The organism is Riemerella anatipestifer, assembly GCF_009663465.1.
In the GTDB taxonomy this organism is placed as follows: domain Bacteria; phylum Bacteroidota; class Bacteroidia; order Flavobacteriales; family Weeksellaceae; genus Riemerella; species Riemerella anatipestifer_C.
On sequence record NZ_QXHU01000003.1, the window covers coordinates 44,740 to 64,843 of the forward strand.

Consider the following 20,104-nt stretch of genomic DNA (forward strand, 5'->3'; position numbering starts at 1 on the left):
ATTCCTTTCTTACTTTAAACGTGATTTATAGCATTATTACGCCTTCTATCTTATGAACTTCTTTATAAAGGTTAATCACCTGATTTGCATCTAGAACAAACGATTGGATACTGGCAGAGATATATTTACCGTTCTTGCTTTCCTTGGTAGATATGGAGTTTTGAGTATTATCAAAAATCTGATAAATTTCTGTAAGTTTAGCCTTATCATTAGGGAAAATAAATTTAAAAAGATAATCCGAAGGAAAGTCATGAGCTTCATTCAGTTTTTCTCTAAACGAATGATAAGGGTCTTTAGTTGCGTCGTCTTCAAATGTTTCTACCATACTTTTATTATTTTGCCGAGCAAAGATACAAAATAAGTTTTAGGATTATTACCGTACTACATCGTCATACCAATATCAATCCCTTTAATTTTTCGGTAAAGGTCGGTGGCGTAGTTATCCGTCATACCGCTTACAAAATCTAGTACGCCCAATACTTTTTGATACACACTTCCCTCCTCTACCCTAAACTGATTAGGAATTAGCTGAAGAGCCTTTTTATCATAACCTTTTCGCTCCGAAGGGGCTAGAACCGCCGAAGGAATAAAGTGATTTAGCAACTCATACATTACATTATAACCCGCGTTTTCAATCTCTACTACCGCCTTATGATTATATATTTTTTCAACGGAAAATTTCTCTATCTTTTGGAGGGCATCATTTTCTTTTTGGTAAATGCCAAGCAACGAACTAGCAAAATTCCCTTCTAATAAATCTGCCGCATTATCTTTAAATATTTCAATAGACTTGTTAATTAAAGAGTTGATGACTTTAGCTCTTAAATAAGAAATTTGCTCGTTACTATCCGTAATTACACTTAGTTTTTGGTCTATCTTTTTAGTGTCAATCTCTATGGATTTTATTAAATCATAAAACAAATTTTTACAATCCGAAGTATTTACAATCCCCAATCTATGGGCATCTTCCATATCTATGATATTGTAGCAAATATCATCTGCCGCTTCTACCAACCACACAAAAGGGTGTCTTTTGTAGCCTAACGGATTTTGAGTTTCCTGTATCATCGCTGTATTTTCGGCAATGTGCTTAAAAGTTTCTTTTTCGCTTTGGAAGAATCCAAACTTCTTTCGGTGCAGAACACTTTTATCTTTAGCTATCGCCTCACAAGGATACTTTGCGATACTCGCTAAAGTAGTATGGGTAAGTTGAATGCCTCCTTTTTCCTTTCCTACTTGCTTATTGGTAAGCACTCTTATCGCATTGGCATTTCCTTCAAAATTGATAAAATCTGCCCATTCGTTAGGTGCGAATTTAGGTTTAAGTTCACTTTCATTCCTAGCGAAATAACTTGCGATGGCATCTTCTCCCGAATGTCCAAAAGCAGGGTTGCCTATATCGTGGCAAAGACAAGCAGCCGCAATAACCTCTCCTAGCTGATAGGTATAGAAATGCTGTGCTGTTTCGGATAAATCGTTCTTATAAGTTTCCACCAAGAAAGCTCCCGCTAGACTTCCTAAACTCCGCCCAACAGATGAAACCTCCAACGAATGCGTAAGCCTATTATGCACGAAAACACTCCCTGGCAATGGGAACACTTGCGTTTTATTTTGCAACCTTCTAAAAGCCGAAGAGAATATAATTCTATCATAATCCCTTTGGAAATCGTTTCGAGAAACTTTGGTATTAGGGTCGTTACCTGTTCTTTGATTGGTGAAAAGTTGGTTTAAATCCATATTAAAACACACAAATAATTTAGGAAGCAAAAATAAGTAAATAAAATAACAAACATAATGAGCTAGGATTAAAAAGTGTGTTACAAAAATACTGACACACAGTAAAGTATCGCTAAAATACGAACTGATTTTTAAGATGAAAAATTTGTTTATATTTGGAAGGTAGTAATTTAGTTGAAACCAGTAGCCAACTTCAGTAATGCCCTAACAATTAGCAAACATATTTATGAAACAACCGTTAACGATACAAATATTTAAAATATTAAAGATTGTAACCATTACAATAATTTCTTCTATTATTATTTTTTTATTAGTTTTTGGGATTAATATTGAATATGAAGATGGGAGACATTCCACTTGGTCAGGCTTGAGAGTTTTATTTGAAGATAGAGACTTTGAACTTTGTTACAAAAAGAAACATATTGTAAAACTAAATGGTTTTGACGGTCCTTATATTATTGATTCAACAATGTATTATGTAGATTCTTTAAATATTTTAAGAACAACGAGATATAAAAAAAATGATTCAATTTTAGTTAGGGTAAATAATAAAGATTTAGATAAATTTTACTTCTCAAAAAAAACAATAATTCAAAAAAATGCTGATTTTTATGTAATGCCACAAAAGTTAATTGCAATTTCAGATATTGAAGGAAATTTTGATGCTTTTTCAAGTTTTCTTATAAACAACAAAGTAGTAGATACTAATTATAACTGGATTTTTGGTAATGGACATCTAGTCCTTACAGGAGACTTTGTAGATAGAGGTACGAATGTAACTGCAGTACTTTGGCTAATTTATAAATTGGAAGAACAGTCTGAAAAACAAGGTGGAAAAGTACATTATATACTAGGTAACCACGAGATAATAAATTTTCAAGGACGATTTAAATATAATAACGAAAAATATATTAAAGTTGCTAGTTTAATTAGTAAAACAGAGGATTGGAAAAAAGCAACTCAATATATGTTTTCTGAAAAAACAGAATTAGGAAAATGGTTGCGTTCAAAAAATGGAATAGAAAAAATAGGAAATTACATTTTTGTTCATGCGGGATTGAGTCCAAATATTTTAAAATATAATTTATCAATTTCAGACATTAACGGTCTTTCTCAACAAAACTGGTTTAAAGATTTATACAACAAACCAGAAAATGATGAAAAAGCTAATTTTCTAATTGGTAGAGAAGGTATATTTTGGTATAGAGGCTTAGCAATTGATTATAAACACTACAACAAAATATCTGAAACCGAATTAAACAAAGTCTTGAATTTTTATCAAGCAAAAAAAATAGTATTTGGTCATACAATTAGCGACAATATCAAAAAAGAATATAATGGAAAATTAATAAATATTGATGTTGCTCACGGACAAGAAAAGAACTCTGACAAAACCAAAGGTTTGCTAATTGAAAGCGGTAATGAATATATAATTGACGGAAAAGGAAAAAAATCAAAATTGTAAAAGTTCTAACTAACAAATAAGCAAAATTTAGGTAAATTTTAGAATAAGTTTATTTCAAAGACGATATATTAAAAAACAAAAGAGGTAATTTCCTTACTGACACGAGTTTATTGCTCGTGTTTTTTCATATCTCTATCCATAGACCAATGCTTTGTAGGAATACAAAACCACTTTATAAAAATAGAAGAATGATAATTAGGAAGCTATTTTATTAAATATAAATCAAAAAACGACCGGTAGGAATAGAAGAATGACCGGTAGGAATACAAAAACGGCTGGTAGGAATAAAAGAATGTTCAGTAGGAATAGGAAAATAACCAGTAGGAATACAAAAATAGCTGGTAGGAACCTAAAAATAATCCATAGAAATAGAAGAATGATTGATTTTTTGTATATTTATAAAGTTATTAACCCGTAAAATAAATATACTATGAGCAAATTTAAAACTTCCGAACTCCAGTACCTCGAAAACTACCGCGTATTATTCGCCAATTTAGATGAGGTACAAGATTTAAAAACCGAACTGGCAGACTATGGCTACGATGATACCAAAATCGCCGAAGGCAAAGCCCTATTCGACCAAACCCAGCAACTCTACAACCAAAACCAACAAGAAACCGCCGAAGAAAAAGAAGCCTATGCCCGGTTTTCAGACGCCTTTGATGTTCTAAAGAAAACCTATGGCAAGCACCGCAAAATAGCCAAAGTCGCCCTAATGAAAAAAAACGAACTTTGGAAAACCCTCGCCCTCGATGGCAGTTTGTCCGCCGCTTATCTCAAAGCAATGCAAGAAATCAAAACCTTTTACGAACAAGCCCAAAGCCACAGCGAAGCCCAACCACTGTTAGAAAAATTCAAAATCAATAAAGCGGCGGTTGATGCTCAAATCGCACAAATCCAACAAGTAGAAACCCTCCGTGCGGCTTACGAAAAAGAAAAAGGCGAAAGCCAAGATGCCACCCAACAGAAAAACAAAGCCTTTGCCACCCTTTCCGATTGGGTTCGGGAGTTTTATGCCGTAGCCCAAATCGCCTTAGACGACCGTCCACAACTGCTGGAAAGCATCGGCAAGTTCGTCAGAAGTTAAAATTGAAGAAGTCTAAAAAAAATCCTGAACCAAACAGTTCAGGATTTTTTATCTTTTTTAAGCAAAATACTTTTAATCTCTTCTAGACATTAAAATTCTTAATACATACCAGAACAGGAGCATTACAGAAGCAAACAATTGTAGAGAAGCTCCTACATACTGACTTTTGGTATAAGTAAATTGTAGTTTTTGTGTTTCGTATAAGATACTCGCTGATGCCAAAAGTACCATACCCACAGAAAACCAAAGCCCAAGGTTAAATCCAAAAAGAGCTCCAGCTACAATAAGTCCTAAAGCTACAAAACCACCCACTACAATGATATTTCTTAGGAACGAAAAATCTCTTTTGCTGGTAAACGCTACTCCTGTAAGTCCACCAAACAAAGCTAAAGTAATAATAGCCGCTTGCGGTATTAGAGTTGGGTCGCTATAAAACATTGCAATGTAAATCATCGGTAAGAAAATAACTGCCTCTAGCAACACATAGACCCCTAAGCCCATATACTGCGTACCCTTATCTTGCGAAAGCGTCCATTTGTTCGCCAAAATAGAAGCTAACCAAAAGCCTCCTAATATCAAAAGCCAAATATACTTCTGAGAAATCATAGAAATGATGGTTTCTTCAGGGACTACACTAATAAGAAGACTCTCTACCACCACAAAAGCCAATACCGCTAATGCTAAGTGAGTATAAGTTTTCTTGTAGAATGTTGCTTTTTCAACATCTGTAGCCTGTGCCACTAGTAAATCATTAGAATATTCCATAAGATTGTTTTTTAATTTTGACAAATATAACAAATTTAATTCATTCCCATTAGTCTATGGCACTTAGAAAAGCCATAGTATCTATATCATCGGCATAAGTATTCAAACTAGGAGTTTGAGCCTCACCAAAGCCTACTTCTCCTCTATTCAAACAGAGATGACTTACAATGCACTGTATATTTTCGTGGTTTTCATTTAGGAAAGCCTCAACCTCTGCAAGATTATCATAACGGCTAAAGTTAATTACCGAAAGTGGACTAAAAAGTTGAGTATCCTCTTTAAGCATCACAAAATTATTATCCCAAAAATTTTCTTGATTTAGGAGATATACCGCTCGGTTATAGTCATAATTGTTGGCATATTTGTGATGATTGATAATATCCTGAAACCCTACAAAGTTTTCAAACAAACGCTCTAATTTAAAATCTTGAGGAATGAAAAGCCTCGTAACATTACGGCAGCCTAGACCAAAATATCTAAAAATATCTTCGGCTAAAAGTTGTAATTCTTCATTTGTTTCTTTTCCCGAAAGAACCGCCACCGAAGTTCGGTTTTTGCGAATAATATTTGGCTTATTTTTAAAGTAATACTCTAGATACCTCGCTGTGTTATTACTTCCTGTGGCAATTACAGCGTCGTAATTCTCTAGTTTTTCTACCAACTGATATTCTATACCTTCAGAAAATGATGCCCATTTTTCTAAAAGAAAAGGTAAAGTTTGCTTATCCTTAGAGGACATTTTAATAACAGGCGTATGCCCACTAAGTACAACTGTGATAACATCGTGAAATCCAACTAAAGGAATATTTCCTGCTAAAATCAACCCTACTTTTTTACCGCCTTTGGTTCCGGGATAGCTATTTACCCAATTATTAAGGTTTTCTTCGGTTAATAAATCTGCCCATTGCTTTAATGCAAACCGTAAACTGTCTTGAGTAAACCAAGGATTTTCTATTTCTGCACGGCTTAGTTTCGCTGAAAACAGAGCTTCTTCTTGTGAATAACACTCTTCTGTTTTTTCTAAAAATTGATTTATGAAAAGTCCCAGTTGAGCTAAACCTGAAATTTTAATACTGATATTCATTTGGTATTTTGTATAAAAATATGATAACTTTGTGCAAATTTAAAAATTTATTAAGAATGGCAATCATAATCACTGACGAATGCATTAACTGTGGGGCTTGTGAGCCAGAATGTCCTAATAATGCAATATATGAAGGAGCTGTAGATTGGCGTGCTTCTGACGGAACAGAACTAAAAGGAATGGTAACATTGCCTTCTGGGCTTACGATAGATGCAGATGCTCCACAAGAGCCAGTAAATGATGATGTCTATTTTATAGTTTCGGACAAATGTACAGAATGTAAAGGCTTCCACGAAGAACCACAATGTGCTGCTGTATGTCCTGTAGATTGTTGTATCCCAGATGAAGATAATGTAGAAACAGAAGAACAATTATTATCTAAGAAAGCATTTCTACACGGTGAATAGACACCCCAATATCGCTCGCTGTTAAACTGAAAATGGCGGGCGTTTTAGTTTTTAATAGAAATAATCTAATAGAAAATAAAAATGAATAAAAAACATAATTTTAGTGCTGGTCCGTGCATACTTCCACAAGAGGTTTTTCAAAAATCAGCGGAAGCCGTGCTTGATTTTAACGGATTAGGCTTATCTTTATTAGAAATCTCTCACCGTTCTAAAGACTTCGTAGCGGTGATGGACGAAGCTAGAGCTATTGTAAAACGACTAATGAATCTTAATGATGATTATGAAGTCTTGTTTTTACAAGGAGGTGCTAGTTTGCAGTTTGTTATGGTTCCTTTTAATTTGCTTACCACTACTGGTAAAGCCGCTTACCTAGATACGGGGACCTGGGCTGCAGGGGCAATAAAAGAAGCACAAAAATTAGGAAATGTAGAAATTGTAGCCTCATCAAAAGCCGACCAATACAGCTATATCCCTAAAAACTATACTGTAGGAAAAGATTTTGATTATTTCCATTGTACTTCTAATAATACCATTTATGGTACTCAAATGAAAGAGTTTCCTCAAGTGGAAGTTCCAATGGTGTGTGATATGAGTTCGGATATTTTCTCTAGACAACTAGACTTTTCTAAGTTTGATTTAATCTATGCTGGAGCACAAAAAAATATGGGCCCTGCAGGAACGGTATTAGTGGTTGTAAAGAAAGAGGTTTTAGGAAAAGTACAAAGAGAGATTCCTTCTTATTTGGATTATTCTCTACACATTAAAAAGGAGTCTATGTTTAATACACCTCCTGTTTTTGCCGTTTATGCCTCATTGCTTACACTACAACATTTGGAGCAAAATGGTGGAATTGCAGCTGCTGAAGCTAAAAATAAAGCTAAAGCCGAACTTATCTACAACGAAATAGATAGAAATCCTCTGTTTGAAGGTTTTGCTGCTGTAGAAGACCGTTCTATAATGAATGTAAGCTTTAAACTAATTGATGAATCCAAAAAAGAAAAGTTTGACACTTTATGGAAAGAAGCAGGCATCAATGGACTTAATGGACATAGAAGTATTGGTGGTTATAGAGCCAGCCTTTACAATGCACTCCCATTAGAAAGTGTACAGGTGTTGGTAGATGTTATGAAATCTTTAGACTAATAGTAAATGAGTAATATGAAAGTATTAGCTAACGATGGTATGTCCAATGCAGGGATTGCCATGTTAAAAAATGCAGGAATAGAGTTTGTTGAGCACCGTGTGGCTCAAGAGCAATTAGCCAACTTTATAAATGAAAATAATATAGATGTACTTCTTGTAAGAAGTGCTACCAAAGTAAGAAAAGACTTGATAGATGCCTGCCCTAACCTCAAAATAATAGGTAGAGGTGGTGTAGGAATGGATAATATAGATGTAGATTATGCTTTATCCAAAGGTATTAAAGTCATCAATACACCATTAGCTTCGTCTAAATCTGTGGCAGAGATGGTATTTGCTCATTTCTTCTCTTTGGCGAGATTTTTACACGAATCTAACCGAATGATGCCTCTAGAAGGAGATACCAAGTTTAAAGATTTGAAAAAAGCCTACACTAAAGCGGTAGAACTTTCAGGAAAAACGTTAGGGATTATCGGTTTAGGAAGTATTGGTAAAGAAGTGGCTAAAATAGGCATTGCCCTAGGAATGAATATCGTAGCCTACACTAGAAAAATTAAAAAAGAAACTCTTTCTCTCAATTTTTTTGATGGGAGAAGTCTTGATTTTGAAATAGAAACTACAAACGACTTGTCTAAGTTACTGTCTTCGTCTGATTTCATTACAATAAACACACCTAAAACAGAAGGATATATACTAGATTCTGCTGAATACGAACTTATGAAGGATGGTGTATTTATTGTAAATACGGCTAGAGGTGGTGTACTTAATGAGGAAGCATTACTAGAATTTATTGAAAATGGTAAAATAGCAGGTGCTGCTCTAGATGTTTTTGAGAACGAACCAGAGCCTTCTTTATCTTTACTTATGAATCCTAGCCTTTCATTAAGTCCTCATTTAGGAGGCAACACTCTTGAAGCTCAAGAAAGAATAGGAACAGAACTTGCCCAACAAATTATAAACTTTAATTCGTAAAATGCCTACATTCAAACCATTTAAAGGAGTAAGACCAAGAAGTGAGTACATCAACATATTCCCCACTCGCCCGTTGGATAACTATACTGACGATGTAATAGCCGAAAAATCTAATGTAGAGGGAAGTTACATCAATATGGTAAAGCCCTATATATGCAGTAAATCCAAAGATGTGAACAGGAATTTGAGAAAGGTAAGAAATAACTACGAAGAAATAGCAAAGAATAATCTTATGCAAGATGCTGCTTCTTACTACTTATATGAGCAAATAATGCCTAATAAAACTGTTTTCAGAGGTTTGTTGGGATTGGTTTCTGTGGAGGATTTTTGGAATGGTAAAATAAAAAAGCACGAGGCTACTATTACACATAAAAAAGAAAGGTTAGCCGAATATCTTGGTAAAGTAGAACTACAAGCAGAACCTGTGCTCCTTACTTATCCAGCGAATTCAAAGGTAGAAATGTTGATGAACCTTGAGGAGAAAAACATTCCTATTATAAACTTCAAAGATGACCAAAATATTTGTCATAAAGTTTGGAAAATAGATAATCGACTAAAACTCCAACAGTTTAAAGAAGTTATAGATCAAATAGATTCTTTCTACATAGCCGACGGACACCATAGAATTGGCTCTGCTGCATTGAATGCAAAATTACAAAGAGAGAAAAACAAAAAGAGCTTGGGTACAGAAGGGTATAATTTCGTTTATAGTTTCATTGTATCTAATCAATCTATAAAAATACACGATTACAATAGATTGGTAAAAGACCTTAATGGATTTTCTAAGGAGGATTTTTTAGAACGATTGGAGCAAGATTTCCTTATCTATGAAAAGGGAGAAGTACCGTATTTTCCTTCTAAAAAATTCCATATCAGTATGTATTTAGATGGAAAGTTTTATAGTTTACATATCAAGCACGAACTTCGTCCTACCGAAGAAGGCTTAGATAGTATGGATCATTATCTTTTAGAAAAGTTTATTCTAAAGCCAATTTTAGGTATAGAAAACTCTAAAACTTCTGATAGAGTTAAGTTTCTAAAGGGAACTTCTGATATTAACGGGATATTAAAGTTAAAAGATAAAGTTGATTCAAACGAGTATCAAATTGCTTTTGGAGTTTATCCTGTGAGTTTTAATGATTTAGTTAAAATATCCGACTTAAATCAAAAAATGCCACCAAAATCTACTCTAATATCTCCTAAGCTGATGACTGCAATGGTGATGTATGATATGAAATAAAAAAAGAAGCCTTGCAATTTAATAGCAAGGCTTTTTTCTTTATTGTTCAAATTTGAAAGTTCTAATAGGAAAAGGTATATTGATACCTTCCTCATCAAATCTTTTCTTTAGGGCAGTAATAAGATTACTTTTTTGTTGTGCTACCAACAAACCAGAGCTAACATTGAGCATACACCTCAATTCAAAATCGATGGCACTATCTCCAAACGATGTATAGAGAAAAACAACTTCCTCTTCCTCTACTAAGTGTTCAACCGTTTTTTTTACTGTTTCTAGAGTAATTTCTTTAACTTTATCTAAATCAGATTCATACCCCACACCGCAGGTTAGGATAAGTCTTCTTTGAGACGTCAAAGAAGCATTTTTTAGTGGAGAGTCTAACACCAATTTATTAGGTATCAACACAATATTATTATCTATATCTTTTATGGTCGTCATTCTAAAATCTATATCTACAATTTGACCAGAGAAATTATTTGAGGACACCCAATCTCCAATCCTGATATTTTTAACTAAAGAAAGTACAATCCCAGAAAAAGTATTAGATAATGTACCTTGTAATGCTAAACCAACGGCTAATCCCATTACTCCAGCACCAGCTAAGATGGTATTTAATACTCCATTAAGGTTGAGAACAACTAAAACGAGTATAAGACCTAGCATAATAACACCTACGGAAACTATTCTAGCGATTACATTCTTAGCAGAATCCTGCAGAGATGTTTTGTAAAGCAAACTTATAACGAGTTTATAAATAAGCCTAGATAAAAACAAAGATACCGTAAAAACAAGAATAGCTACAATAAAATTTGGGATATTAGAAAATATAGCCAACTGCCAATCTTCTAATTTCTCATAAGTTTTATCCCACGCAGAACCTACACTCTTAGTGAATGAATGTTCTAAAATATTTAAAACCATATAATCTATTTTTTTTACTTAAATTTTACTCCCACTCTATGGTTGCAGGTGGTTTACTAGAGATATCATAAGCTACTCTATTGATGCCTTTAACTTCATTGATAATCCTATTAGACACCTTTTCTAAGAACTCCCAAGGGAATTTACTAAAAGTTGCCGTCATAAAATCTATGGTATTAGCAGAACGTACTACAGCCGTATATTCGTAAGTTCTTTCGTCTCCCATTACCCCTACCGATTTCACCGGAAGTAATACTACAAACGCTTGAGAAACTTTATCATATAAATCGTTTTTATAAAGTTCTTCTATAAAAATATCATCGGCTTCTTGCAATATCTTAGCTTTTTCAGCATCTACTTCACCCAAAATTCTAATACCTAATCCAGGTCCTGGAAACGGATGCCTGTAAACCAAATGATGTGGAATGCCTAGCTCCTCTCCTACTTTTCTTACTTCATCTTTGAAAAGCTCTCTCAAAGGTTCTAAAAGTTCAAATTCCATATCTTCTGGTAAACCACCTACATTATGATGAGATTTTATAACTGCAGATGGACCTTTAACTGATTGAGATTCTATTACATCGGGATAGATTGTTCCTTGAGCTAAAAACTTAGCACCTTCTATTTTATGAGATTCTTCATCAAAAACAGCTACAAACTCATTTCCGATGATTTTTCGTTTTTGTTCAGGGTCCGAAACGCCTTTTAATTTTGACAGGAATCTTTCCGAAGCATCTATCAGCTTAATGTTAAGATTGAAATGAGAGCCATAATTCTCCATTACCTTCTGAGCTTCGTTTTTTCTTAAAAGACCTGTATCTACAAAAATACAAGTTAGTTGAGAGCCAATAGCTTTATGGATTAAAACCGCTGCTACAGAAGAATCTACACCTCCAGATAGTCCTAATATCACTTTTTGGTTACCGACTTTTTGTCTAATTTCTTCTATGGTACGGTCTATGTAGCTGGTAAGTTTCCAGTTTTTCTCTGCCTTACAAATATTAAAGACAAAATTTTCTAGCATTTTAACCCCTTCTTCCGTATGGGAAACTTCTGGGTGAAACTGAACGCAATAAATGTCTCTATCTTCATTTGAAATAGCTGAAATTACTTCTGTTTTAGCGTTAATAGTAAAACCTTCTGGTACTACTTCTACTTCATCAAAATGGCTCATCCAAACAATAGATTCTTCCGAAACACCTTGAAATAATTTAGACGATTGTTGTATTTTCAGTTCAGCTTTGCCATATTCTCCTTTAATGCCTTTTTTTACAGTACCTCCCAATATATGAGTCGTCAGTTGCATACCATAGCAAATTCCTAATACAGGAATTGATTGTTCAAACAAAGCTTTATCTACCAAGTGGGCATTTTCCGCATTTACAGAGCTAGGTCCACCAGATAAGATAATTCCTTTTGGCTTCTTTTCTAATATTGTTTCAATAGGTGTATTGTAAGGTAATACTTCAGAATAAACCTCCATTTCTCTAATACGTCTTCCTATCAGTTGGTTGTACTGAGAACCGAAGTCTAATATGATAATTCCGTTTTGCATAGATTGTTTATTTAAACAAAAAGTAACTATGGAAACTTTTGACAAACTTCACATAATTACTTTTTGATATTTAGTTATATGATTATAATCTGATTAAAATTTAGCAATATCATCACGATAAAAAGCATAGTCAAAGTTTACAGAAAGTGCATCGGCATAAACTTTATTTCGAGCTTCCTCATAGGTTGGAGCTGTGGCTACAAAATTGACTACTCGCCCTCCATTACTCACAATTCTTTCACCTTGCTTTGTTGCTCCTGCAAATAACACTTGGCTGTGTGCCACCTTATCTAAACCAGTGATTTCATATCCCGTTTCTATATTTCTAGGATAACCTCCAGAACACATTACTAAACAAACGGCTTTCTCATCTCTAAATTTAAGTTCAATTTCCTTACCTTCTAAACAATCTTCGATAACATCTACAAGATTACTTTCTAACAGAGGCATAATCACTTGTGTTTCAGGGTCACCTAATCTCATATTGTATTCCAAACAGTAGCAACCATCGGCTGTTACCATTAGACCAAAGAAGATAAACCCTTTAAACTCAAGTTCATCAGCCTTAAGCCCTTGCATAGTTGAGTTGAGTATATTTTTCCTAAAGTCTTCCATATGAGCTTCTGTAAATTCTGGACTTGGAGCCACACTACCCATTCCTCCCGTATTCGCTCCTTTATCTCCGTTCCCTACCTTCTTATAATCTTTCACTGGTATACAAGGAAAAAGTTCTTGACCATTAGAGAAAGCGATAATAGAAGCCTCAAATCCTCTTAAATACTCCTCTATCACAACTCTAATACCTGCATCTCCGTAGATTCTTCTAATCATAAAATCATCAAGGGTAGCCAATGCTTCATCATAATCTTCACAAATAACTACACCTTTCCCTCCAGCTAAGCCACTTGCTTTGATAACTAAAGGATAATTTTTATTTTTCAAATATTCTTTGGCTTCTCCATAAGCATCAAAAACTTTTGCAACAGCTGTTTTAACTCCATGCTTTTGCATAAATTTTTTAGAAAATGCCTTACTGCCTTCTAAACTAGCTGCCTTTTGATTGGGACCAAAAACTTTTAAATCAAATTTTTTAAACTCATCTACTAAACCGTCTACTAATGGAGCTTCTGGTCCTACAATGGTTAAATCTATTTTTTCTTTGATAGCAAAATCTCTTAGGTATTTAATATCTGTCTCGTGTACTGTTTTACCTAGGGCTTGTGTAGTAGCATTGCCTTTAGCAAAATACATTTGGGTAACTCTTTTATCATCTTTGAGTTTCATAGCTAGAGCAGATTCTCTACCTCCATTTCCAACGATTAGTATTCTCATTATTTTTTGTTTTTTTTATTTAAGTAACGACTTGCACAAAAATACAAATTTGAACTTATATGTTAATAGTTTTCACTAATAAAAAGTAATTTTTCCTTTAAGTATTCGTTCTCTAGCTAATGTATACAATATTTAAATTTTAGATAATTTATAAATCCATATGTTTTCTAACGATATTATTTCGCTTTTCTTGAGTGGTTTCACAAGAAAATAAATGTAAAAAAATACTAAGACTAAGAAAATTTTATTTCTCGCATCCTCCATTTTTAGAAAAAATAATTTTTCCTTTCTCATCATCTCCTTTAAAACACCATTTTATAGAATCTTTTGTAATTTTTTGTTTGATTTTGAAAGTGGATTTAGTTGCATCATCATAAATATTTCTTTTATATCCGATGAGTCTTTTGGCTTTACAATCAAAATTTTCTATTGAATGATAATATAGTGTGGTTATTGAGGCAGGATAAAAAACTTCTATTTTATGAATACTATCATTTTGATAATATCTGACTATATTGAGATAAGGAGCTGTTTTTAAAATTTTTATGCCGTTTTCAAAATATAGTGTATAAAAATAATTTTCATCTACAATAACTTTATAAAACCCATTTAATAGTTCATTTGTTTTCTTTAGACGATATTCTTTAACAAAGTTATATCCACCACGAGGATGTTTTAAATGATAAACTTGCTCCTGCTTAATTTTTATATCTTGTTGATTTATAACGACCGTATCTTTTTGGCTATATAGCTCATTTGCTAAAACTAATAAAACTAATAAAATTTTATTTTTCATTTTCTTTAATATTGCCTCGTTGTTGTAAATAAATGTCTTTTGCTTGTCTTGCATTAAAATACTTGCGTACTCTTTCCCAATCTATTTCATTTTTTTCATTGTAAATAGAGTATAACCAATGAAAAGTTGGGTTGAGCTTTATTTTAACTTAAACTCACCTGTAATAACAAAAGTATTCACTTCATATCTATCATCCAATTTTTCGGTTCTTTTTTTAATTCTTAATTCAGGTTTATGAACCATTTTTATCTCATAAGCTTCTTGAGTAGCTGCCAACCATTTTTTCTTGTAACGCAAATCGGATTTGTACATTTTATCGGCAATAATGCTATCGTTTCTGAAATTGTAAGTAATGGTCTGATACCACTCACTATAAGGTACCCGCTCTTTGGTCAAAGTATATAATTTATTGCCTTTCAGTTCAAAACTCGCATACGACCATAACTCTATGGGTTCTTTTATTTTAACTAAAGTATCTCCTATAATCTCTACAAAATGATGATTTATGTTAAACTTATTACGGTACATCTCGCCATCATCTGAAAACAAAACCAAGCGAATATCACCATAACTATAATAATAAACTTCATTGATTTTTAAATAAGGATTTTTTAATAACGCTTGGCGTTTTTGCTCTTGTTTATACCAAAAATGGTCATCATAATACCTCGAAAATACCTTTACTGTATCAGGGTCTATACCACGAGATTTTAAATAATTCATAAAAAGAGTATTTTGCCTATCGGGAGTATATTTCTTATTAAAAACTCTACAACTTATTACTAGCAAAGAAACTAAAACTAATAAAATTTTATTTTTCATCTTCTTTAATATTACCTCGTTGTTGTAATAAATGTCTTTTGCTTGTTTTGCATTAGAATACTTGCGTAATCTTCCCCAATCTGTTTCATTTTTTTTCATTATAAATAGAATATAGCCAATGAAAAGTTGGGTTGAGCTCTATTTTAACTTAAACTCACCTGTAATACTTAGATATTTTACATCAAATCCTAATATTTCAGCCTCTTCTACTTTTAGTTCAGGACGATGTATAAGAATCATATTGTCTAACTTATGGACTTTTGCCAATTTCTTCTTTTGGTATCCTTTTGATTTGTAGCGTTCTTGACCTACAATAGTATCATTTTTAAAAATAAAAGAAATCACCTCATCCCACTCTTTATAAGGTACTTTTTGCCAGGTTTGAAATAATAATTTATCTTCTTCAAGTTTAAAAATACAATAGAAATGAGTGTATATAGGCTTTTTTATTGTAACGACATAATCGTCTGCCACATTAAAATAATCTGAATGTAAAGGATGTTCCTCTCTAAACACACGACCATTATCTAAAAATACATAAAAATAAATGTTATTATTTCTATATGATGTATAAACCTGATTGAGTTTTAAATACGGATTTTTTAATAACGCTTGGCGTTTTTGTTCTTGTCGATAATTATAATCATCTTCATAATACCTTGAAAAAGTCTTTACTGTATCAGGGTCTATACCACGAGATTTTAGATAATTCATGAAATCTGTATGTTTTCTGACTATATTATTTTGCTTTTCTTGAGTTGTTTTACAAGAGAGTAAATGTAAAAAAACTACTAAAACTAATAAAATTTTATTTTTCATTCTTTTTAATATTATCTTGTTGTCGTAAATAAATATCTTTTGCTTGTTTTGCATTAAAATATTTGCGTACTCTTTCCCAATCTATTTCTTTTTTTATTTGGTTTGGGTTAATGTTGTCTAAGACAGTTGGAGATTTTAGCCCCAACTTTTTGTTTTATACTTATACATTTATCTTATCACTTTGGCTCCAATTATTTATAGCTAGTGTTAGGCAATGTTACATTAATTGGTTTTAGATGTATTGTATCTAAACTATAATTTTCCAACAAAATAGTGTCATTTTTATAACCTTTAGCACTAATAATAATTCTTTCATTATTTATGTTATAAAAAACTGCTAATCCAGAGCTGTCTATTTCGAATTGTACGATAGAGTTTTTTTTCATACTTTTAATGTTAATATTATTTATAGGTTGATTATAAGTATCTAAAATTCTAAAGCTAGTTGAATTAATGTATTTATATTTATAGCTAAAATCATCACTAGAATTCCATAATAAAATGAGGAAAAATATTCCTGTAATAAAAAAAATGATTAAAAACAAACTGAATATTAAAACTTTTAATTTGATAGTCTTTTTTCTAAAATAGGAAATTCTTAAAATCAGAAAAGAGCAAATAAGTGAAAAAACTATAAATTTTAAAATCATTTTATCTCAATTTTTGTTAACCAAATTAATCTTGATAAGTCTTTTAATAAATACTTCCCCATATACCCAAATTCCCTCAATTTTTCAAAACTACGAATCTATAGATAAAAAATTTAAGGCTTTTTTTCATTATGGGGAGTTAAATAAATTTGTCTGTTCAAATCATCAACACTCACAAAAATAGTATCAGGAATATATCCTTCTGAATGAATAACAATTCTTTTATTGACGAAATTAAATAAATTAATTTGATTTTTATACGTTTTTTCTTTTACTATTTTTGGTTCTTCTGGATTAGATAAGTCTATGATTTTAAAGTTGTTAATGGGATTATTTTTATTATCATAAATATAAAAATTCCATTCTTCAATAATCCTTTGATATTCTTTATTTGCTCTCTCGTGTTTGTGAAATAAATACACAAAACCTGCGTAGCTCACAAATACAAAAAGTAAAATACCTCCTAAAATAGCAGATGTTTTTTTCTGAATGATTTTTTTATTTGTTGCAAATATCCACAAATACAACAATAACAAAAAGGTTATAAAAACATAATCCATAATTACAAAACTTTTAGTTAATAACAAGGCTCCTTTTTATTAAAGATACAGTGCGGAAAACGAACATCAACACTATCTTTCTCAGAATAAACTTTTAGGCTATCTATTTCTCCATTTTTGTTGTAATATTTCCATTGACCTACTTTGTAGTTATTTTTTACCTCTCCTTCTTCTTTAAGATGTCCTTCATTGTAGAAATCTTTCCAGTAACCACACCCTTTTTTGAAGATTGCAGTATAATTCTCCACAGAATAAAAAACTATATTTCCCTTACTATCATAAAAAATATCCTTTCTACACATAATGCCATTAGAAAAATCACAATATGCTTCATAAGGAAGTCCATTTTTTATTTTAACATCCATTCCTGTAAGATTCTTGTTTATTCTTAATAGTAAAGAAATGTTAGAAACTATCGTATTGTTTTCTTTGTTAAATAGTTTACCTCCTTTTATGTAAAATAATTTTCTTACCTCTGACAAAGGTAATATTTCATTTGAATCGTAATTATCTGGAGTTTTTAAACTATCTAACCTCCAAATAACGTTTGTATATATCTCTGAAAGAGGAGATTTTTTATTACTACCACAACTATTCCCTAACCATAAAAATACTATTATCAGTGATAATATTTCTGTACTTCTTCTTGCATTATTTTTATTTGCCATTGGATAAAAGTTTTTTGGTTATTTAAATCATAATCTAAAATATTTTCCGTTGCTTCCTCTTTGAATTCATATCTATTGTTCTTTAAGATAGTGATTTTTTCTTCAAGTGATTTAATAGCATTATTATATTGATAGATATTTTTATCTAATATCTCCACAGCTTCCCGTTTTTTATTTGGATTTTTATCAAGATAATCACTATACCTACGCAAATATTCATCTTTATTATTTTTTCATATAAAAAATTTTTCCATTAAAACATTTACCATTAGGTTTACAACCATATTTTTGAAGCGTGTCAGTTTTATACCCTTCTTTTGATATAATAAGATCATTACACTCAATAAAGGAAAACCTACCTAAAGAATCCGTTAAAACTTGTTTTTTAGGGTTTATTATATCCTGCACGACAACGTCATTTATAGGCTTTTTACTATCAGCATCATAAATATATCCATGGTCATTATAACAACTAGAAAATATTATAAATACTAAGCTTAAAATTATGATTTTCATGATTATTTTTTGCCAGTAACTATACTGGGCTTATAGATAAAAAAATATTCGTTGATATAGATATTCTACTATTACTCCTCCTTAGAATAGTGCTATATGGTTGTCCTCTTAGTCCAATGCGGTCAAATAAATACGCTCCATTAGTCTTCCTTCTTTCCCAAATTCTTCTAAAGTTCCATCTAAATCCATCCACATTTTAGTAGTCGGTTGGGTATCCATATGAATGCCTACCCAGCTGAAAACACCTTTTAACAAATGTTCTTCATTTCCATTTTTGAGTATAAACTCACAAGAAAATGCGACTCCACACCTTACCACAATCATCTCCTGACTTTCCTCTACCTTTTTACCCCCCGTAAGCCATTGTGGTTCGCTTGTTACTTTAAACGATAATAATTTTGTATCTGCTCGTTGCTCACAGAACATTTCTTCAACAGAAGATAAAATGGCATCAAAAGGCTCTTCAGATAACCATTCTAACATATGTCGAGTACTTTTCAACTTTTGAAAGTTGATTTTTCTTTTAAAAAAATGGGTTAACCAATCAAAATTCATCATTAGATTTTATTTCCTTATAATTACAAATTCATCACTGCCTTTTGGTAGAAATAATTTTATGGGATAGTCGGCTGCTCCAGAAATTTTACCTTTACTAATTAACGGACTCCAACCTTTGATATCCATAGATGAGTTATTAAATTCTTTGGTATGTGTTTTTCTTTCTAAAGTTACTATTTTGCCCTCCGCATAAATCTTCATCTCATAATCTTCTAAGGGAATCATTGTTCCTTTACAATTTTTTTCGACATCTTCTTTTACATTTTCATTAAGCACTAAGTATCTTTCTTGTGTTGTATAATAATAAGAGAATAATTCACTATCCGCTTTTTTCCATAAATCCATATATTTTTCGCCTTCTCCATTATTTAAAATTTCCCATAATTTCTTATAGTAAGCCACTACCTTTTTTTCAAGTTCCTTTTGGTCCCATTTCCGCAAGTCTTGTCCACTGCTCCAGCCTTCTAACTCATAAGGGAGTTCAGTAATTTCCACCTCCCATTCTTGTTCAAAATAGGGAACATCCGTTTTTGGGACTGTAATATATAAAGGGTGGTTGTAAATATTATCATAGCCAATTACCTTTCCAGACTCCTTATCTTGTATGTAGGTGCCAAAAAATAATTTGCAATCTGCAATATTTTTTTTAGTTACCAATGTGTCTCCTTTTCTAAAAAGAGGAAATATTTGTAGTTTTATAGTACATTTACCATTCTTTAAAAGGTAGGGATTCAAATCAATTGCGGTACCTAAAGGCATATCGTATTCCGATGCTTTTATATCATTTACATATACAATAACAGGTACATTGGTTGTTATATCCAACGCATAAGTAATCTGTTTCTCTAAGGGGATTTGCGTGATTTTTTTATTCTTTTGTTGCCCATTACAAGCACTTAGTACAAGGACAAAGAATAGGGTTAGGAGTTTTTTCATAAAATATTTTTGACGAATAATTTCTAATGGCACTCTTGGTTTAGTCTGGCAAAAAAACGAAAATATAATAACAA

The 20,104-nt window shown here is 32.1% G+C and carries 23 protein-coding genes; 6 read left to right on the forward strand and 17 right to left on the reverse strand.

Features of this window, described 5'->3' with window-relative positions:
• Positions 1–25: 25 nt before the first annotated feature.
• The gene (locus D1003_RS04665) at positions 26–325 is read right to left on the reverse strand and encodes a DUF493 domain-containing protein (RefSeq protein WP_153935927.1); all 300 of its coding nucleotides are present in this window, start codon (positions 323–325) and stop codon (positions 26–28) included.
• A gap of 56 nt (positions 326–381) precedes the next feature.
• A complete protein-coding gene (locus tag D1003_RS04670) occupies positions 382–1,737 on the reverse strand; it encodes a deoxyguanosinetriphosphate triphosphohydrolase (RefSeq protein WP_153935928.1) in 1,356 nt (451 codons plus the stop codon).
• 226 nt (positions 1,738–1,963) lie between these two features.
• On the opposite strand from D1003_RS04670, the gene D1003_RS04675 reads away from it, so the two are divergent.
• Positions 1,964–3,202, forward strand: a complete 1,239-nt coding sequence (locus tag D1003_RS04675; protein ID WP_153935929.1) for a metallophosphoesterase — start codon at positions 1,964–1,966, stop codon at positions 3,200–3,202.
• A 430-nt stretch (positions 3,203–3,632) separates the two neighbouring features.
• Positions 3,633–4,289: a hypothetical protein gene (locus D1003_RS04680; protein ID WP_153935930.1), complete on the forward strand. Its 657-nt coding sequence runs from the start codon at positions 3,633–3,635 to the stop codon at positions 4,287–4,289.
• Between the two features lie 72 nt (positions 4,290–4,361).
• Here D1003_RS04680 and D1003_RS04685 read toward each other — a convergent pair whose 3' ends face one another.
• Both D1003_RS04685 and D1003_RS04690 read right to left on the reverse strand, forming a co-directional pair.
• Entirely contained in the window at positions 4,362–5,054 is a 693-nt protein-coding gene (locus D1003_RS04685; RefSeq protein WP_107046657.1) for a Bax inhibitor-1 family protein, read from the reverse strand.
• A gap of 49 nt (positions 5,055–5,103) precedes the next feature.
• A complete protein-coding gene (locus D1003_RS04690) occupies positions 5,104–6,138 on the reverse strand; it encodes an acyl-CoA reductase (RefSeq protein ID WP_153935931.1) in 1,035 nt (344 codons plus the stop codon).
• A gap of 56 nt (positions 6,139–6,194) precedes the next feature.
• On the opposite strand from D1003_RS04690, the gene D1003_RS04695 reads away from it, so the two are divergent.
• From D1003_RS04695 to D1003_RS04710, 4 genes are all read left to right on the forward strand, one after another.
• On the forward strand, positions 6,195–6,545 hold the full coding sequence (locus tag D1003_RS04695) for a 4Fe-4S binding protein (protein WP_052911114.1): 351 nt from the start codon (positions 6,195–6,197) through the stop codon (positions 6,543–6,545).
• A gap of 81 nt (positions 6,546–6,626) precedes the next feature.
• Positions 6,627–7,688, forward strand: coding sequence for a 3-phosphoserine/phosphohydroxythreonine transaminase (serC, locus tag D1003_RS04700; protein ID WP_153935932.1), 1,062 nt, complete (start codon positions 6,627–6,629; stop codon positions 7,686–7,688).
• A 15-nt stretch (positions 7,689–7,703) separates the two neighbouring features.
• Entirely contained in the window at positions 7,704–8,657 is a 954-nt protein-coding gene (locus tag D1003_RS04705; RefSeq protein WP_153935933.1) for a D-2-hydroxyacid dehydrogenase, read from the forward strand.
• A 1-nt stretch (position 8,658) separates the two neighbouring features.
• Positions 8,659–9,897 carry a DUF1015 domain-containing protein gene (locus tag D1003_RS04710; protein ID WP_014938774.1) on the forward strand — a complete coding sequence of 413 codons (1,239 nt, stop codon included), beginning with the start codon at positions 8,659–8,661 and terminating at the stop codon, positions 9,895–9,897.
• A 39-nt stretch (positions 9,898–9,936) separates the two neighbouring features.
• Here D1003_RS04710 and D1003_RS04715 read toward each other — a convergent pair whose 3' ends face one another.
• The 13 genes from D1003_RS04715 to D1003_RS04775 form a co-directional block, all read right to left on the reverse strand.
• Positions 9,937–10,818, reverse strand: a complete 882-nt coding sequence (locus tag D1003_RS04715) for a mechanosensitive ion channel family protein (RefSeq protein ID WP_153935934.1) — start codon at positions 10,816–10,818, stop codon at positions 9,937–9,939.
• Between the two features lie 25 nt (positions 10,819–10,843).
• Positions 10,844–12,373, reverse strand: a complete 1,530-nt coding sequence (gene guaA, locus D1003_RS04720) for a glutamine-hydrolyzing GMP synthase (RefSeq protein WP_153935935.1) — start codon at positions 12,371–12,373, stop codon at positions 10,844–10,846.
• 93 nt (positions 12,374–12,466) lie between these two features.
• Positions 12,467–13,705, reverse strand: a complete 1,239-nt coding sequence (gene purD, locus D1003_RS04725; protein WP_153935936.1) for a phosphoribosylamine--glycine ligase — start codon at positions 13,703–13,705, stop codon at positions 12,467–12,469.
• Positions 13,706–13,949: 244 nt separating this feature from the next.
• Positions 13,950–14,501: a hypothetical protein gene (locus D1003_RS04730; protein ID WP_153935937.1), complete on the reverse strand. Its 552-nt coding sequence runs from the start codon at positions 14,499–14,501 to the stop codon at positions 13,950–13,952.
• A gap of 138 nt (positions 14,502–14,639) precedes the next feature.
• The gene (locus D1003_RS04735) at positions 14,640–15,422 is read right to left on the reverse strand and encodes a hypothetical protein (protein WP_153935938.1); all 783 of its coding nucleotides are present in this window, start codon (positions 15,420–15,422) and stop codon (positions 14,640–14,642) included.
• 39 nt (positions 15,423–15,461) lie between these two features.
• A complete protein-coding gene (locus D1003_RS04740) occupies positions 15,462–16,037 on the reverse strand; it encodes a hypothetical protein (protein WP_153935939.1) in 576 nt (191 codons plus the stop codon).
• A 296-nt stretch (positions 16,038–16,333) separates the two neighbouring features.
• Positions 16,334–16,792, reverse strand: coding sequence for a hypothetical protein (locus D1003_RS04745; protein WP_153935940.1), 459 nt, complete (start codon positions 16,790–16,792; stop codon positions 16,334–16,336).
• A gap of 113 nt (positions 16,793–16,905) precedes the next feature.
• Positions 16,906–17,352 carry a hypothetical protein gene (locus tag D1003_RS04750; protein WP_153935941.1) on the reverse strand — a complete coding sequence of 149 codons (447 nt, stop codon included), beginning with the start codon at positions 17,350–17,352 and terminating at the stop codon, positions 16,906–16,908.
• A 17-nt stretch (positions 17,353–17,369) separates the two neighbouring features.
• Positions 17,370–18,020: a hypothetical protein gene (locus D1003_RS04755; RefSeq protein WP_153935942.1), complete on the reverse strand. Its 651-nt coding sequence runs from the start codon at positions 18,018–18,020 to the stop codon at positions 17,370–17,372.
• Complete coding sequence (locus tag D1003_RS04760; protein WP_153935943.1) at positions 17,972–18,232, reverse strand: hypothetical protein; 261 nt, start codon at positions 18,230–18,232, stop codon at positions 17,972–17,974. Before D1003_RS04760 ends, D1003_RS04755 begins: the two co-directional genes overlap by 49 nt.
• Before the next feature lie 13 nt (positions 18,233–18,245).
• Entirely contained in the window at positions 18,246–18,536 is a 291-nt protein-coding gene (locus tag D1003_RS04765; protein ID WP_153935944.1) for a hypothetical protein, read from the reverse strand.
• A 108-nt stretch (positions 18,537–18,644) separates the two neighbouring features.
• Entirely contained in the window at positions 18,645–19,019 is a 375-nt protein-coding gene (locus tag D1003_RS04770; protein WP_153935945.1) for a hypothetical protein, read from the reverse strand.
• 81 nt (positions 19,020–19,100) lie between these two features.
• The gene (locus D1003_RS04775) at positions 19,101–20,030 is read right to left on the reverse strand and encodes a hypothetical protein (RefSeq protein WP_260393328.1); all 930 of its coding nucleotides are present in this window, start codon (positions 20,028–20,030) and stop codon (positions 19,101–19,103) included.
• Positions 20,031–20,104: the final 74 nt, after the last annotated feature.